This window comes from Candidatus Magnetaquiglobus chichijimensis (genome assembly GCF_045865675.1).
Classification (GTDB): domain Bacteria; phylum Pseudomonadota; class Magnetococcia; order Magnetococcales; family Magnetaquicoccaceae; genus Magnetaquiglobus; species Magnetaquiglobus chichijimensis.
The window spans coordinates 415,723-431,585 of sequence record NZ_BAAFGK010000004.1 but is presented as its reverse complement, the minus strand read 5'-3'; the positions used below and the strand labels follow the sequence as shown (position 1 = coordinate 431,585).

12 protein-coding genes are annotated in these 15,863 nt (G+C 60.4%); 6 read left to right on the top strand and 6 right to left on the bottom strand.

Going from position 1 to position 15,863, the window contains the following annotated elements:
* Window positions 1-145: 145 nt before the first annotated feature.
* Both ACOY6C_RS06260 and ACOY6C_RS06255 read left to right on the top strand, forming a co-directional pair.
* Window positions 146-1,030 (top strand): TauD/TfdA family dioxygenase, encoded by an 885-nt coding sequence (locus tag ACOY6C_RS06260; RefSeq protein WP_420904633.1) that lies wholly within the window; start codon window positions 146-148, stop codon window positions 1,028-1,030.
* A gap of 146 nt (window positions 1,031-1,176) precedes the next feature.
* Window positions 1,177-1,974, top strand: coding sequence for a lytic transglycosylase domain-containing protein (locus tag ACOY6C_RS06255; protein WP_420904632.1), 798 nt, complete (start codon window positions 1,177-1,179; stop codon window positions 1,972-1,974).
* Here ACOY6C_RS06255 and ACOY6C_RS06250 read toward each other — a convergent pair.
* From ACOY6C_RS06250 to ACOY6C_RS06235, 4 genes are read right to left on the bottom strand one after another with little or no spacing between them, the layout of a single operon-like run.
* The gene (locus ACOY6C_RS06250) at window positions 1,923-2,180 is read right to left on the bottom strand and encodes a hypothetical protein (RefSeq protein ID WP_420904631.1); all 258 of its coding nucleotides are present in this window, start codon (window positions 2,178-2,180) and stop codon (window positions 1,923-1,925) included. The two genes, ACOY6C_RS06255 and ACOY6C_RS06250, sit on opposite strands and share 52 nt — an antisense overlap.
* A gap of 23 nt (window positions 2,181-2,203) precedes the next feature.
* A complete protein-coding gene (locus ACOY6C_RS06245) occupies window positions 2,204-4,207 on the bottom strand; it encodes a lytic transglycosylase domain-containing protein (RefSeq protein ID WP_420904630.1) in 2,004 nt (667 codons plus the stop codon).
* A 35-nt stretch (window positions 4,208-4,242) separates the two neighbouring features.
* Window positions 4,243-5,151, bottom strand: a complete 909-nt coding sequence (gene ftsY / locus ACOY6C_RS06240) for a signal recognition particle-docking protein FtsY (protein ID WP_420904629.1) — start codon at window positions 5,149-5,151, stop codon at window positions 4,243-4,245.
* Window positions 5,152-5,190: 39 nt separating this feature from the next.
* On the bottom strand, window positions 5,191-5,583 hold the full coding sequence (locus tag ACOY6C_RS06235) for a thioredoxin fold domain-containing protein (RefSeq protein WP_420904628.1): 393 nt from the start codon (window positions 5,581-5,583) through the stop codon (window positions 5,191-5,193).
* An 86-nt stretch (window positions 5,584-5,669) separates the two neighbouring features.
* Here ACOY6C_RS06235 and ACOY6C_RS06230 point away from each other — a divergent pair, with 86 nt between their 5' ends.
* The 3 genes from ACOY6C_RS06230 (at window position 5,670) to ACOY6C_RS06220 (ending at window position 10,538) form a co-directional block, all read left to right on the top strand.
* On the top strand, window positions 5,670-6,719 hold the full coding sequence (locus ACOY6C_RS06230; RefSeq protein WP_420904627.1) for a TIGR04283 family arsenosugar biosynthesis glycosyltransferase: 1,050 nt from the start codon (window positions 5,670-5,672) through the stop codon (window positions 6,717-6,719).
* Window positions 6,720-6,781: 62 nt separating this feature from the next.
* A complete protein-coding gene (locus ACOY6C_RS06225; protein WP_420904626.1) occupies window positions 6,782-8,863 on the top strand; it encodes a methyl-accepting chemotaxis protein in 2,082 nt (693 codons plus the stop codon).
* On the top strand, window positions 8,841-10,538 hold the full coding sequence (locus ACOY6C_RS06220; RefSeq protein WP_420904625.1) for a radical SAM family protein: 1,698 nt from the start codon (window positions 8,841-8,843) through the stop codon (window positions 10,536-10,538). Before ACOY6C_RS06225 ends, ACOY6C_RS06220 begins: the two co-directional genes overlap by 23 nt.
* Before the next feature lie 325 nt (window positions 10,539-10,863).
* Here the strand turns inward: ACOY6C_RS06220 and ACOY6C_RS06215 are convergent, their stop codons facing one another.
* Window positions 10,864-12,996: a hypothetical protein gene (locus ACOY6C_RS06215; protein ID WP_420904624.1), complete on the bottom strand. Its 2,133-nt coding sequence runs from the start codon at window positions 12,994-12,996 to the stop codon at window positions 10,864-10,866.
* A 259-nt stretch (window positions 12,997-13,255) separates the two neighbouring features.
* Window positions 13,256-14,524: a heme NO-binding domain-containing protein gene (locus tag ACOY6C_RS06210; RefSeq protein WP_420904623.1), complete on the bottom strand. Its 1,269-nt coding sequence runs from the start codon at window positions 14,522-14,524 to the stop codon at window positions 13,256-13,258.
* A 328-nt stretch (window positions 14,525-14,852) separates the two neighbouring features.
* Here ACOY6C_RS06210 and trxB point away from each other — a divergent pair, with 328 nt between their 5' ends.
* Window positions 14,853-15,791, top strand: coding sequence for a thioredoxin-disulfide reductase (trxB, locus tag ACOY6C_RS06205; RefSeq protein WP_420904622.1), 939 nt, complete (start codon window positions 14,853-14,855; stop codon window positions 15,789-15,791).
* Window positions 15,792-15,863 lie beyond the last annotated feature (72 nt).

Below are 15,863 nucleotides of genomic sequence, written 5' to 3'. Positions count from 1 at the left end.
CCTCCGAACTTGCATGATGGGGGGAGCCCCCGTACCGTATCTCCCTTCAGGAGTTCCACGGTAACCTCCGCCGGGGAGCTTCGATCCCCCGTGACAGTTGCAGACCGGAATCGTTCCCTTTACCCTTTCAGGAGCACCCCGCACCATGTCCCACTTCTCGCTCGACCACGAGGCCGACTACCAGGCCTGGAAAACGCAGAAACTCACCGATTACCCCACCCGGCTCGCCGATCTGGTCGTCGAGGTGCGCGACCCGTTCGACCTGAGCCGCGGCGAGGTCGAAGCGATCCTGTCACGCTGCGCCAAAACCAACATGGCCCTCTTCTGTCTCACCCACCCGGAACGAATCCACCAGAACCCACTGCCCGCCATGACCGCGCGACTGGGAATCTCGGAGATCGATCACAACCTGGGCGCCGACGGCGAAGGACTCTCCTCCCTCACCCCCGGTGGTTCGAAACACGCCCCGTTCGCCCACTACATCCCCTATCGCGAGGCGGCCATCGGCTGGCACACCGATGGCTATTACAACCCCGCCAACCACCCGGTTCAGGCCCTGTGTCTGTACTGCGAACGCCCGGCCCACGAAGGGGGCGAAAACGACCTGTTGGACCACGATCTGGTCTATATCCAACTGCGCGATCACCACCCCGAGGCCCTCGACGCCCTCATGCGCCCGGATGCCATGACCATCCCGGCCCGCCTGGAGAACGATGGCGCCATCGCCCGTCCGGAACGAAGCGGACCGGTCTTCTCATACACCCTCTCGGGCCTGCACATGCGCTTCACCAACCGCGTCAAAAGCATCCGCTGGCGCGACGACGACGCCACCCGCCAGGCGGTGGAGATCGTGCGCGGCCTGTTCGCGGCCAAGGAACCCATCCAGTTCCGGGGACGGCTGGAAAAAGGCTGGGGACTGATCAGCAACAACGTGCTGCACACCCGCGCCGCCTTCTCCGATCCGCCCGAAGCCGAAAAACGGGTGCTGTACCGCGCCCGCTTCTTCGACCGGTTGCCAAGAACGCCCTGATCCGGTCCGGATACGGTCACAACACGCCCGACGGTGCGGTGTCATCCCCCCCTTCTGCCGCACCGCCGGAGTGATCAAAATTTGGCATGGCGTGGAATTTGCGTGTTGTCGTTCATCCCAAACCATCAGTATGTCAGGTGACGACGATGACAACCACTCCCATCACCATGCCGGATCTCTCCCTCCAGGCCACCAGCACGCGGGACAACCGCCCGCGCGCCTTCTCCACGAACGGCAGCCCGTTCAACGAACTGCTCATGCAGGCCGTGGGAGAACGCGCCAGCGCCAACGGCAACAACAAACTCACCACCGCCTCGGTGAATGCCCTCGTGGAGGCGGTCATGGCCTCGCTGCGCCAGGCCAAGGATTCGATCGGCGGCCTGCCGACCTCCCTGTCCGGCGGCAATACGCTTGCCAGCGGCGACGACGAGGTGCTGATGAGCCGCGGCATCCCCAGCTCTCTGCCGCAAGGATACGCCACCGGCACCATCCGGCATGCCAAAACCCGCGCACCGGCGGATCCGACCCAAAAGATCCAACCCAAACTCGAAGGCGGGAATTACGAACAGATCATCCAACGCGCCTCGGAACGCTACGGCGTGGACGCGGATCTGATCCGCTCGGTGATCAAGGTGGAGAGCAACTTCAATCCCAAGGCGGTCTCCCACGCCGGCGCCCAGGGGATGATGCAGCTCATGCCCGGCACCGCCACCGAACTCGGGGTGAAGGACTCCTTCAACGCCGAAGAGAACATCATGGGCGGGACGCTCTACTTGAGCCGCCTGCTCGACCGCTACGACGGCAACGTCCGCTCCGCGCTGGCCGCCTACAACTGGGGCATGGGCAATCTGGAACGGCAGCCCGCCTCGGCCATGCCGGGCGAAACCCGCCGCTATGTGGCACGCATCATGGGCATGGTCGAAGGCGACACGCCGGCGACCTGAACCGGCCCGTCATCCACATCGGCCTGGGCTGGACAATCGTCCACATCGACCTGAACCGGCCCGTCATCCACATCGGCCTGGGCTGGACAATCGTCCACATCGACCTGAACCGGCCCGTCATCCACATCGGCCTGGGCTGGACAATCGTCCACATCGACCTGAACCGGCCCGTCATCCACGGTCACGGTTGGAAACCGGGGGCTCACCCCCGGTTCCGACCGGGACAAGATCACCGCCCCTCGCCGCCCGCCGGGGCCAACCGCGGCGCGAGAAGCGCCCCCTCGCCGCCCGCCGGGGCCAACACCGTCTCGCCCGGTCCACCCACCGCCATGTCCGCCTTGATCGACGCCGATCCCCCGGACAACAGTTGATAGACCGCCATGCCGGTCAACACCCGCTTGACGTAGGTGCGCGTCTCGGTGATCGGAATCCCCTCGATGAAGGTCATGGGGTCCAGCCGCGCCCGCTCCTCCTGCCACTGCCTGGCGCGACCCGGACCGGCGTTGTATCCCGAGAGGGCCAACACCACGTCGCCATTGAACTGCCTGAGCATGCGCCTCATGTAGGCCTGCCCCAGGGCGAGATTGTAGGCGGGGATCTGCAAACGCATGCGCGTGGCCTCGGGAAACTGGGACTGTCTGGCCTCCCCCTTGGCGGTCTCGGGCATCAACTGCATCACCCCGAAGGCCTTGGCGGAAGACTCGGCACGCGGAAAGAACCGGCTCTCCTGACGCGACGTACCCCAGATCAACGCCTGGGAGACCGTCCAGCCCCCATCCGGCACCCAACGGGGCGTCGGGAACAGACCGCGCCAGAAAATCCGCTCCTTGCGCTGCAACTCGTGGGCGAGCTTCAAGGCCAACTCGGCGGCGCCATACCGCAACGCCAGACACAACCGTTCCTCGGCGCTCAAGCCGAACCGGTCGCCAAGGCGCTGAATCTCCGGACCCGCATACCAGTCGCGCCCCACCTTGCCCAGCCACGCCAGACCCACCAACTCCGTGGCGGTCACCTTGGGCTTCTCCCCCTGATCCGGACAGGCCGGTTCGGCCTCGGGCAGGGTCGGCAGGGAGCCGGTCAACTCCTCCTTGGCGGCCAGACCATGGATGTTGTCCAGATGCCGCGCCGCCACCTCCAGCCAATGGCTCTTCCGCTCCGCCTCGTTGGTCAGACGCGCGGCCCAGTACCCCCCCTGGGAACGCCCCTCCGGCGTCACGCCCTCGGCGGCCTGACGCTCGAAATGACCCAACGCCCGTACCGGATCGCCGAGCTTCAAGGCGCTCCAACCGGCCAGCCACGCCGAATCCTCCAGGGTGCCGCCCTTCTCGCGCACATTCTCTTCAAGAACGTTCAGCGCCGCCGCATACTCCTTCTTGGCGTGAACCAACTGCCTGCCCAGCCAATAGCGGAATTTGCGCCGATCGTCATCGGCCAACCGCGCCCCCTCGCGCCCCTCGAGCATCTCCCGCATGCGGGCGACGCCCCCCTGTTTCTGAACGGATTCGAACAGCTCGCGCCACAATTCGCGGCTCTCGGCGGGTTTCAGCTCCAAACCGGTCAGCAGTTGCACAAAAGCCCCATCCCCCTTGCGGGCCAGCTCCAGGGCCTGGAAAAATTGGCGCCGCGGCTCAGGCAGACGACTCAGGGTGATCGCCAGTCCGGCGCCATCCTTGCCGGCCTGGGCGCGGGCACGCGCCTCGTGATCCGCCGGTTGCGGACGGGACCAGAACGGATGATCGAGCGGGGTCTTGGAGAGCAGATCCACCCCCTCGCGATACAGCTCGCGCCACACCACGAAGGCATCCTCGCCCTTGCCCTGCCGCAACAACCCGCCCACCTGCGCCAGTCGTGCCGGCGCGCTCTTGCCGGGATGGACCATGAACCAGTTCTCAGCCACCTCGCCGCCGCTCTCGAGCATGCGCTTTTCCAGAAGCTTCACCACCCGGTCCACCTGGGGATGGTTCGGCCACCGCTCCAGAAAATCCCGCAACCGACCCGTGGCCGCCGGCAGATCCGGATGCATCAGGATCTCGAGTTCCAGGTAGGAAGCCAGGAACTCGTTTTGCGGCCAGGTGGTGCGATCCAGCAGGGTATCCAGGGGGCCATCCTGCTCGAGCACCGCGAAATGGCGTCGAAAAAGCTCCACCGACGCCTCGTCGGCAGCCCGGGCGGGGACGGCGGATGCCAGCAGCATCACCCCCGACATCATGAGTAGAGAAATTCGAAGCAACACGAAACAACTCCTTGTCACGGGAGGGTTGAACAGCCTCAAAACAACGCATCCACGAACTGACGCGCGTCAAAGGGACGCAGATCCTCCAACCCCTCCCCCACGCCGATGTAACGGACCGGCAGTTTGAACTGCTCGCTCAACCCCACCACCACCCCACCCTTGGCGGTGCCGTCGAGCTTGGTGATCACCAGTCCGGTGATGCCGATCGCCTCGTGGAACTTGCTCACCTGACTGACCGCGTTCTGACCGGTGGTGCCGTCGAGCACCAGCAGGGTCTCGTGGGGAGCGTCGGGATCGAGACGCCCGAGCACCCGTTTGATTTTTTTCAGCTCCTCCATCAGGTTGCTCTTGGTGTGCAACCGTCCGGCGGTATCGGCGATCAGCACGTCGTAACTCCGTGCCCGCGCGGCGGCCAAGGCGTCGTGAACCACGGAGGCGGAATCCGCGTCCTGACCCTGGGAGATCACCGGACAGCCGCACCTCTCCCCCCACTTCTGCAACTGCGCCACCGCCGCGGCGCGGTAGGTATCCCCGGCGGCAAGCAGCACCCGATCCCCGTTCGACTGGCAATAGGCGGCCAGCTTGCCGATGGTGGTGGTCTTGCCCACGCCGTTCACCCCCACCACCAGCACCACCCACGGGGTGACGCGCGGCGGCATGGGACTGGCCCGTTGCACCGCCTCCAGATGGTCGAAGATGGTGTCGCGCAGCGCCTCGCGCATGGCGTCGGCATCCTTGCGCTGCTTGCGGTCCAGACGCTCCCTGGCCTCCGACACGATGCGCGCGGCGGTCTCGACGCCGAAATCGGCCATGACCAGATGGTCTTCCAGCTCCTCCAGCAACCCCTCATCGACCTTGCCACCGGTGAACAACTCGTCGATCGGGGTGGTGAGAATCTGTCGGGTCTTGGCCAGACCCTCCTTCAAACGGGCAAAGAACGACATGTTTTTTCGTCACCCCCTCGCGGTGTGAATGTGCAATGGTCAGAGTTTCTCCGCACGTTTGACGATCGTTTCGAGTTCGCTCCAGAACGACTCCTCGCCACGATACCCCCGAAACCGACCCAACTCCCGCCCCTGACCGTCGAGCAGCAGAAAGGTCGGATAGAAACGGATCTCCCACACCCGCGCCTCCCACTCCTTGGGGGGTGAGAAGTTGTCCACCCTCTCCATGGGATAGCGTCTGCCCACCTCGGTCTTGGCGTAGACCGGACCGACGGTGCGCATGAACTCCTGACAATAGGAACAGAACTCGGTGGTGAACACGATCAGCCGACCCGAAACGCCAGGCGTCTCCGCCGACACGCGGGAAGGGGAGATCACGAACAGGGCCATCCCCATCACCAGCAGAGAAATCCAACGGGCCAGGGTGGTCAACGACGCATCATCCTTTGGAAAAAGGTTGGCTGGCGGTTATCCTTGAGCCACCATACCCAATTTTTCCGATTTACAAAAGGTCGAGCATGTCCCTTCCCCGTCTCTCGGTCATCATCCCCACCGTGAACGAAGCCCGAACGCTCCCATCCCTGCTGGATCAACTCCAGGCCCAACGTGGGGTGTCGCTCGAACTCCTCATCGCCGATGGCAACTCCAGCGACGACACCGCAGAGATCGCCCGGAGACATGGCGCACGGGTGATCCCGGTGGCGCGACGCGGACGCGGAACGCAGATGAACCAGGCGGCGCGTCACGCACTGGGGGAGGTGTTGTTGTTTCTGCACGCGGATTCGGGGTTGCCGGATGCGGACCTGTTGCAAAACGCCCTGGCGCGGTTCGATGCCGCCCGTGCCCGTTCGGGAGAGCGCATCGCCGGACACTTCAGCGTCCATTTCGTGGATCCCCCCTTCCGCCCACCGAGGATCCTGGCCTGGTTCGAGGCCAAAAGCCGTCTGGACCGTCCGGAGTGCCTTTTCGGGGATCGGGGCATGCTCCTCTCCAAACGGTTTTTCGAGGCATTGGGAGGCTTCTCCGAGGAACGGCCCTTTCTGGAAGATGTGGATCTCGCCGCGCGGGTGGCCGGGAACGGCCTGTGGATCACCCTGCCCGGCCAACTGGAAACCTCGGCACGGCGCTTTCGGAAAGAGGGTCATGTCAAACGCGCGCTGCTCAACGGACTGATCCTCGCCGCCTGGCATGCCGATTTCTCCCCCTTTCTGACCGCCACCCCGGCCCTCTACCGCGCCCAGGATGCCACCCGCCCCCTGCGATTGTTGCCGTTCGTGCGCCTCATCCACCAGCTCGACGCACACGAACGGCCCTGGATCGTCTGGCGGCGCTGGTATCGCATGACCCGTTTCATGCGTCGCTCGCTGCTCTGGCAAACCTTCTACCTGGTCGATCTGCTCGCCACGCCGCTGCGCCCCGCCGGCATCCACCCCCTGTTGATCCTGAACGACCGCCTGCTCTCCCCCCTCCTGGATCTCACCCCCTTAGACCTGCTGTTAACACCTTGTCTGCGTGGAACAAGCTGGATTGTGACAAGACAACTTGCAAAAGTTGAAAATGGATGGTAATATATGAAAAAATACCTGTATTGAAACATATCTTTACACAACCACGAACAAGGATTTCACCCATGCGCCTCACCGATATCCCCATGCGCCCGAAACTGATGGGACTCTTTCTGTTGGTCGGACTCGTTCCCCTGGCCATCACCGGCTGGTTTGCCGCCAGTCGGGTCGAACAGGCCATGATGCAGCAGGCTTTCAATCAATTGAACGCCGTGCAGGCCATCAAGAAGGGACAAATCGAAAAATTCATGGCCGAACGGTTTGGAGATCTGAACGTGCTGGCCGCTTCCGGTGACGTGGGACGGGCCGTGGCCAGTCTGGAGGATGCCTTCGAGGCGGATGGCAAAAAGATCGGCGGACCCAAATGGAACGAGGCGGTCAAGATCTACACGCAATGGCTCGACCACTTCACCAAGGAGTACGGCTATTACGATCTTTTCCTGATTGCCAAAGACGGCGACGTCACCTACTCGTTCGCCAAGGAGCCGGATCTGGGACAAAACCTGATCACCGGATCCCTGAAGAGCAGCAATCTGGGCAAGGCGTTCGACAAGGCCATGAAATCCAACGCCACCTCGTTCGGAGACTACGAACCCTATGCCCCCTCCAATGGCGATCCGGCGGCCTTCATGGTCACGCCGATCCGACAGAACAACGAGGTGATCGGCGCGGTGGGTCTGCAACTCTCCCTGGAAACGGTCAATGCCGTCATGCAACAACGGGACGGCATGGGCAAGAGCGGCGAGACCTACCTGGTCGGCGCGGACAAACGGATGCGTTCCGACTCCTTCATCGACAAGCAGGGCCACTCGGTGAAAGCCTCCTTCGCCGGGACAGTGGAAAAAAACGGCGTGGACACCGAAGGATCGCGCGAAGCCCTGGCCGGCAAGAACGGCTCGAAGGTGATCATCGACTACAACGGCAATCCGGTGCTCTCGAGTTACGCACCGATCAAGGTGGTGGATACCGTGTGGGCCGTGCTGGCGGAGATCGATCTGGCCGAGGTGCATGAACCGATCAACGGTTTGATCATCGCCATCGTCTCCCTGGCGCTCGGCATTGCCGTGCTGGTGGGCCTGATGTCGCTGATGATCGCCAACGGCATCGCCACCCCGCTCGTCAAGGGGGTGGAACTGGCACGCGCGGTCGCCAACGGGGATCTCAACGCCTCGATCGATCTGCATCAAAAAGATGAGATCGGCATGCTGGCTCAGGCGCTCTCCGAGATGATGGCCAAACTGCGCCAGGTGATCGGCGAGGTCTCCAGCGCCGCCCAGCAGGTGGCCGCCAGCAGCCAGGAACTCTCCAACTCGGCTCAAAACCTCTCCCAGGGCGCGACCGAACAGGCCGCCTCGGTGGAAGAGACCTCCTCGGCCATGGAAGAGATGACCTCCTCGATCCTGCAAAACACCGACAACTCCAACACCACCCGCACCATCGCCCAAAAGGCCGCACAGGATGCCGCCCAGGGCGGCGCGGCAGTGATTCGCTCGGTGGATGCCATGAAAGAGATCGCCACCAAGATCGGCATCATCGAGGAGATCGCCCGTCAAACCAACCTGTTGGCCCTGAACGCCGCCATCGAGGCGGCACGGGCCGGCGAACATGGCAAAGGGTTCGCGGTGGTGGCCGCCGAGGTGCGCAAACTGGCGGAACGGAGCCAGGTGGCGGCAGGCGAAATCAGCCATCTCTCCACCTCGAGCGTCGCCATCTCCGAGGAGACGGGACGGATCATCAACCAACTGGTGCCCGACATCCAGAAAACCGCGGAGCTGATCCAGGAGATCGCCGCCTCCAGCCAGGAGCAGAATCAGGGCGCCTCACAGATCAATCAGGCGATCCAGCAGCTCGATCAGGTGATCCAACGCAACGCCGGTTCCTCCGAGGAGATGGCGGCAACCGCCGAGGAGTTGAATGCCCAGGCCGATCTGATGCGCGACTCCATCGGCTTCTTCCGTCTCGGCCCGACCCGCGGCACCCCGATTCGCGCATCGACCAAACCCACCGTCGCGACCCAATCCGCCGCCCGTCCAGCCGCCCATCACATCCAGCCTCGTGCACTGCCCGCCCCTTCCAGGCACGCCTCCAGCGCGAACCCGAACCGCTCCACCGGACAGGCCACGGATGACGAATTCGAACAATTCTGAAGATTTGCCAAGCCGGTCTGGTGGGACCAACCACACCCCACCAGACCTGAAACAGGCGTTTCTCTCCCGCAATCAAACCCGGTTCGTCGAGGCGGTCAACCGTTTCAACCGCACCCACGATGCCGGTCCGGCGGGAATCTTCGCCGCGCTCTTCGCCCAGCAGTGGCTTGAGCGGGAGATCCATCCCGCCTGGCGCGGAGCCGTGCTCGCCGTCTCCCGCAACCCGGAGCATCAGTGGCTGGCCCGACTCCTCGCGGAAAGTTCCTCTCCGAGCGCCCTCGTCGCCGCCTTCCTGGACCACTGGACACAACAGCCGGTCGAAAACCCCAAGGCCCAGGCCATCGCCGCCTGGCGCGCCGCCCATCCCGCCGACCCGCAAGGGGCGGTTCTGGATGACTGGCGCGCGCTCGGGATCGTCCATACGCCACTTCAGCAGAGAATCCGCCACATTCAGTTGGCCCAGAAAGAGACCTCGCAGGAGATGGGCGGAAGCGCGGATCGGGAACGAATCGCCCGGATCGATACCCTGCCCACCCCTGACGACCTCCCTCCATGGTCCAAGGTGGGGTTCATCCCGCGCATGGCCTGTTCGCAATCCTGCCGCCACTGCCAGTTCGTCTGGCGCGATCCGATGAAAAACCTGCCCGATCCCATGCCCACACTGCACTGGATCGACCAGACGACCCAAAGCCTTCTGTTCACCGGCGGGGAGTTGCACGATCAACTGCCGCTCTTTGAACGGACGATCCGGGAACTCCCCCACATCCGCGCCTTCGCCATCCTCTTGAACGGCGCCACAACCACCACGCTCGAGGAGGCCGAGTCCATCTTTCACGCGCTGGACGAGGCACGCCGCGTCCGGCCCAAGCAGTCCGCGCCCCCCGAAGTGATCCTGCAGGTCAGTTTCGATGAATACCACCAGGAGATCCTCGTCAACCGCGACGGAACGTTGCACGAACGCATCCCGGTGGCCAACATCGCCAATCTGCTCCAGATCGCCCCCCGCCATCCCAAGATCCGGCTGGTTCTCCTGCACAAGCAGACCCGTCTGAACCTCTCCGGAGCGATCCTGGAAAAGGGGGTCATCGCCCGGTTGCAGCAGGAGCTCCTCGCGCGCGGCCTGACCCTCCACCCCCTGCGTCACGCCGTCTCACCGCGCCACAAACAGGATCCGGTCGATCCGACCCGCACCATGCCGGTGATCCGGGATCTGATGTTCGTGCTCTCCAGCCACCCGGAACAGCCCATCCACCTGATGAGTTCCACCATCGATGCCTTCGGACGGGCCTCCCTGCTCGATCGCAGCGAATTCATCCAGGAACGGGGACTTCTGAATGATCTTCTGCAACACGGTCAGACCCACGGGGAACGGTTCGACATCGATCCGATGATCCGCGCCGACGGGATCGTCACCTGTTTCGGGGCGACCCATCTGTGGATGGGAGATCTGAGCCGCGAACCCCGCGAAACCGTGCGGGCGCGTTTCGTCAAGGATCCGCTGCTCGCGGCCTTGGCCCGGTTCGATCGACGCCTGATCGACCTTCATCGCGAAATCGCCACGGATACCGACCGGATCCTCGCCACAGCCAGCGGACCGCACCATGTGTTTCACCAACTGACGGAAACCGCCGACGCGCGTCGGCATCTGACCCAGAGACTGCTTGCCACCCTGTAACTTGCCTGATGAGGGGAGATCCCCCTCCCCCCCATCAGGCAAGTTCAAGAGGCGCCCGCAATCCAAGCCCGAAACCGTGCAACGAAAAGCGCAAAAAAAACCTCCACGACAGAGCGTCGCGGAGGTTTTTTTTCTGAGGCGATGTCAGGCATTAAGCCATTGACTTTCCTCAGAATCGCACGATGTCAATCATGTTGAAATTCTCCTTTACCTTGAGCAAACGATGTTGGAAGGATACACTTCTTGATCGGATTTTGCAACATAAGCATGAGCGCATTTTTACTGGATGGCAAGATTTCTCTTGCAACGCACAACAGATTGACCATCAACCATAGGTCAACCACTGAGGGTCCATGATCAACTCCGTATGGATTCTTTGACGGATCAGACTCCTCGTAACGAACACCCCTTCATTCTCCCCCTTGATCCAAACCTGCCGGCAATATATGCGCGCCGTGCGCAGGGTATTATCCATATCCCGATACAACTCCTTGAACTCAGGCCTCAGGCGCCCCCAGAGATCAATATTCAATTTTTCCTTAAATTCCAAGCATTTAATCCAGGTCTGGAAGAGGAACCAAGCTGCCGTATCGTACTCATTGCTGGTAATTTTGTCCTCCCCAGAGGTTGCCGGCCTGCTTGATTTACCGGTATTTTTATCCTCCCCCGAGGTTGCCGGCCTGCCTGAATGGCTGGGGTTCTTGTCCTCCCCCGAGGTTTCCAAACCGTCTGGATTGCTGGATTTTTTATCCTCCCCCGAGGTTGCCGGCCTGCTTGAATGGAGCTTCCTCAACAATGGCTCAAGTGTATCGAAGCATTTACCATGCCAGCAAAGATTCTCCTCTTCATCATCGTCACCGGCTGAACTTTCCACCGACCGCACGGGCAGTGAGCGAAATTTTTCAACCTGCAACCATCCAGCATTGTTGCGAATGCGGATCATGCTGGGCTTGATGGCAGAACCGTCCGGAATACGGTCAAGCAACGCCATACTCAATTCCGAGAGGCGCATGCAATAATCCAGATACTCATCCGAGCCGATCAACTCATAAACCGACACCACCTTGTTCAGGATTGCAGCCCCAACCCGATAGTGCATCGGATCAACCGAGGAATCGTTGGCGCTCACAGTCTTCTCCACCAAACGGATCGCCTTATCGAACTCCTGCAATGCCTTTTTGAAGTAATCATCACTTTCCTTCCTTTTGTCTTTATCTTTTTCGACAATCCGATGCAACACAAAAGCAACTTCAGCAAACCGAAAATGAGGGACTGGGCGATCCTTGTATCTGGAGGTCTCGCTGATCATCAGCTCATAATCATGATAAACCTCCTGCAAACTTACTTTATCCTTTTTGAGGAATTTTAAATAATTTTTCTCCATCAGTAAATGATACTTTATTTTGTCTGAGCACATCTGTTGCATTGCGCAATTCTCAAACTGTGATTCTGCCGTGTTTACAAAGCCTCCAGCCTTTAAAATATATTCCTGCTCGTCAATTTTTTTATCGGAAAAATCCTTTGAGCATTTCAACAAATCTCTAACCGTATTTCGAAATGGTGTAACCTTGGGTGATCGCATCTGATCAAGGATGAATTCAGGATCCCAATCCTGCTCATACCCCAAAAACAGGTAGGGGCCGGCCTCCTGAATCGACAAACTGTCCACGGCGTTGTGTCTGGATTTAAGCGTATTCAATTCTGCGAGTCGTTTCCCCATGGTCCGCAAATCATCCTTGAAGTGGGCGAAACTCGAAACAATCTGTGGATTGGCCATACCCTGTTTGTAGGCCAACCGATGTTCCATCTCGCCCCACACATCATCCAGCAAGGAACGCAGTTGCAATTCCAACAAAAAATGATCCTTTGCTTCACCCTTATCCTTATAGGAATCGCCCACGCCCTCAATCTGCCTGGCAAACAGCAGATGAATGGATCGATAGCCGGTCCCTTTGTTGAGGCTCTTGATGACCAGACTGGTCTGATCCGTCAACGGAATGGTTTGAGGATTCTTGTCCACATCCAGGTGGACACCAGCAGGAACAAACTCCACCAATTCTTTGGAAGTAATGATCTGCCGCATCATATCCGGCATATTGAACACCGTGACTTCACGCAACATGGGGGGCCGGATCAAGGTCCGCAACAAGGCTTTGAACGTTTCGAGCAACTCTTCATCGAACATCACCAACACCCGCAACCCGACATAATCGGTTTGCTCGTTCAAAGGCTTCATCTTTCTCCTGGATTTCAGAAAAATACTGATCTCAGACTTGACCCGGCCTTTTGTCGAATAGATCGGACACCCTTCGGTGCGCAAATGGACGATTGTTTCTTCGATCTTACCAATCTCTTTTTCAAGCAACTCTTTTAAACTGTTTCCTTGATATTTTTTTGTTATCTTGCCAACAACCTCTGAAAAATCAGGAACGTTCGGAAAATTCAATGGGTTCGACATTGCTGACCTCCAGTTTGATCAAATTATAACAACAATAACAATAGGACAGAAATCAAACCTATCAGAACCAACAAGGATCGTCAAGAAGGATCATTCCAAAATGACTGAAAACGGAGTTTTGGCCTGTCCGTTCCACAACCCATCAAAATGAAAGTCCGGTTGACCTCTGGGAATCCAGAAATCACCCACCAATCGTCACGTGTCCGGAAAAACTGGAAACCAAGATTGACCGACGCGAGGCGTCGCATGAGAAGAGAGACTACTTGCCACCCTGTGAGAGGGTTGTCTGCAACGCCGCCAGGGCATCGTCGCGCAGTTTGCGGGTATACTGTTCGAGCACCATCGCCTCGCGTTTGGGCGGTCCGGCAAAAACCACCCGCACCGCCATGGAGCCACCAATCCGCGCAACATCGAGGATGTTGCCCTCCAGGTTGATCGGCACCGGACCGAGAACGATGGTGTCGTCGAGTTCGACGTATTTGAGGGGAATGGAGAACGAAAGCGCCACCGGTTCGAAAAGCAACACCTCGGGCAGACGGCTCTCTTTTTCCAGAAGGATGCGCGTGCCGCCCCCGGAAAGATTGAGCATCGTGCCGCGAAAAAGACGCTTGCCGAGTTTCATCTGCGCGAGCAAAGGTTTTTCCGAAGCCACCCGGGGATAGCGACGACAGCCCACCGCGCCATCGGTAAGCCGCATGTTCACCAGCGTGGCGAACCCCTGTTCGGTATCCACCTCGCGGATGAGCGCCTTGATCCCCTGGGGCAGATGCGGCAGGGAGAGAAAGGTCTGCTTCTCCAGCTTCATGGGCAGCAACTGCGCGGGCGGCACCTGCACCAGCACCTCGTCCTTGGAATAACGCAGCACCAGACCGAGGTCCGAGACCGGAACCCCCTGGAAGGCGTTGTAGAAGGTGATCTCGGAGATGCGACTCTGCGCCAGGCCGAACTCCCGTTCCACATCCACGTAACGCAGGAAATAAGGGTCGTCGAGAAAGACCGAAAGCCGGCACAACGGCGCCTCCTGGAGCATGCAGACATGCTCCTTGAAAGCGATCGGCTCCTGGAAGAACTGGCCGAGTCCACGCACGATCCCCTTGAGCAGCGGGCAGAGTTTGCGGCGAGACACATAGGCCACCGCCACTTCGCCGTGCTTGAGGCGATAGGTGCGGATATCCGGAGGCATGACGCCGGCCTCGATGTTGGAAAAAGGCGCCAGGATGTCGCTTTGCAGATGTTCGAGGATGTCGAGGGTCTTCCACTCCTTATGAACGATGCCCATGGAGCGTCCCATGGTCACCAGACCCGGACTCATGTGTTGTCCGAACAGCTCCAGCACCTGTGGGAGAGGTTGTTTGAGCAGGATGGCCGAAACGTCGAAGAGTCGTTGGGCGATCTCATCCGGGTAGTAGCGATCCGGCTCGAAGGCCTGATCCGAAAGATTGGCCGCCTGGAGCGCGCGCGACCACACCCCTTCGCCCAGACGGGCGTCGAGAAAATCTTCCAGAGCCAGGAACAAAATACCGTGCATAACGATCGCACCCTGTCATGAATGCGTGAAAGGCCAGATTCCGGAGCGTGGCCGGGCCTGGAGTCCCATGCACACCATACGCCAAAACAGGGCAACACGAAATGGTTGATTCATGCGACTTGAGGGAAGCCGACCTTCCCCGACAGCCTGGTTGGCAAGTTGCACGCACCCTGTCATCCAACCCGGATCCGCCGGAACGCGATTCCACGACAAACAGCTGGTCGGGAAGTTTTTTTCCTTGTCCGGGCCTGGCGCGAAGCGGCATTATTCCCCCTGGCTTACCTTTTTTTCAACATCTTTTTGCAAGCGACACGCGGAGTCTCGACCTATGGCGAAGGAAACCCATCATCGACTGATCATTCTCGGTTCCGGACCAGCCGGCTACACGGCGGCCATCTACGCGGGCCGCGCCAATCTGAAACCGATTCTCATTCAAGGCATGCAACCCGGCGGACAACTCACCACCACCACCGAAGTGGACAACTTTCCCGGCTTCGAGCATGGCATTCAGGGACCGGAGCTGATGGAAAAGATGCGCGCCCAGGCGGAACGGTTCGATGCCACCATGGTCTACGACACCATCGTGGCCACGGATCTCAAAACCCGTCCGATGCGTCTGACCGCCGACTCCGGGGATCTCTACACCTGCGACGCCCTGATCATCGCCACCGGAGCCTCGGCCCGCTGGCTGGGTCTGGAGTCGGAACAAAAACTCAAGGGGTTCGGGGTTTCGGCCTGCGCCACCTGTGACGGTTTCTTCTTCCGCGGCCAGGAGATCGCCGTGGTCGGGGGTGGCAACACCGCCGCCGAGGAGGCGATCTTTTTGACCCATTTCGCCAGCAAGGTCTATCTGGTCCATCGGCGCGACCAGCTGCGCGCCGAAAAAGTGATGCAGGACAAGGTGCGCGACAATCCGAAGATCGTTCCGGTGTGGGACTCGGTGATCGAAGAGATTCTCGGCGAACCGGGTCAGGGAGGGGTGAGCGGCATCCGCGTCAAAAACGTGAAAACCGGCCAATCCAGCGAACTGCCCCTGACCGGGGTCTTCATCGCCATCGGCCATTCACCCAATACCGCCATCTTCGGCGATCAGCTCGAAACCATCGATGGCGGCTATCTGGTCACCAGGCCGGACTCCACCGCCACCGCGATTCCCGGTGTCTTCGCGGCGGGCGACGTGCAGGACCGTCACTACCGCCAGGCGGTCACAGCCGCCGGCACCGGCTGCATGGCCGCACTGGAAGCGGAACGGTTCCTGGCTGAATAAAACCGTTCTTCAAGCCTCTCCTCAACCGGTTCCCGTGGCAAAAAATCGCTCCTGGAACCGGTTGTCATCCAC

Excerpts from the sequence above, each read along its gene's own strand:
- ACOY6C_RS06260 (WP_420904633.1), top strand. The coding sequence starts at position 146 with ATGTCCCACTTCTCGCTCGACCACGAGGCCGACTACCAGGCCTGGAAA.
- ACOY6C_RS06255 (WP_420904632.1), top strand. The coding sequence starts at position 1,177 with ATGACAACCACTCCCATCACCATGCCGGATCTCTCCCTCCAGGCCACC.
- ftsY (WP_420904629.1), bottom strand. The coding sequence starts at position 5,151 with ATGTCGTTCTTTGCCCGTTTGAAGGAGGGTCTGGCCAAGACCCGACAG.
- ACOY6C_RS06230 (WP_420904627.1), top strand. The coding sequence starts at position 5,670 with ATGTCCCTTCCCCGTCTCTCGGTCATCATCCCCACCGTGAACGAAGCC.
- ACOY6C_RS06225 (WP_420904626.1), top strand. The coding sequence starts at position 6,782 with ATGCGCCTCACCGATATCCCCATGCGCCCGAAACTGATGGGACTCTTT.
- ACOY6C_RS06220 (WP_420904625.1), top strand. The coding sequence starts at position 8,841 with ATGACGAATTCGAACAATTCTGAAGATTTGCCAAGCCGGTCTGGTGGG.
- ACOY6C_RS06215 (WP_420904624.1), bottom strand. The coding sequence starts at position 12,996 with ATGTCGAACCCATTGAATTTTCCGAACGTTCCTGATTTTTCAGAGGTT.
- ACOY6C_RS06210 (WP_420904623.1), bottom strand. The coding sequence starts at position 14,524 with ATGCACGGTATTTTGTTCCTGGCTCTGGAAGATTTTCTCGACGCCCGT.
- trxB (WP_420904622.1), top strand. The coding sequence starts at position 14,853 with ATGGCGAAGGAAACCCATCATCGACTGATCATTCTCGGTTCCGGACCA.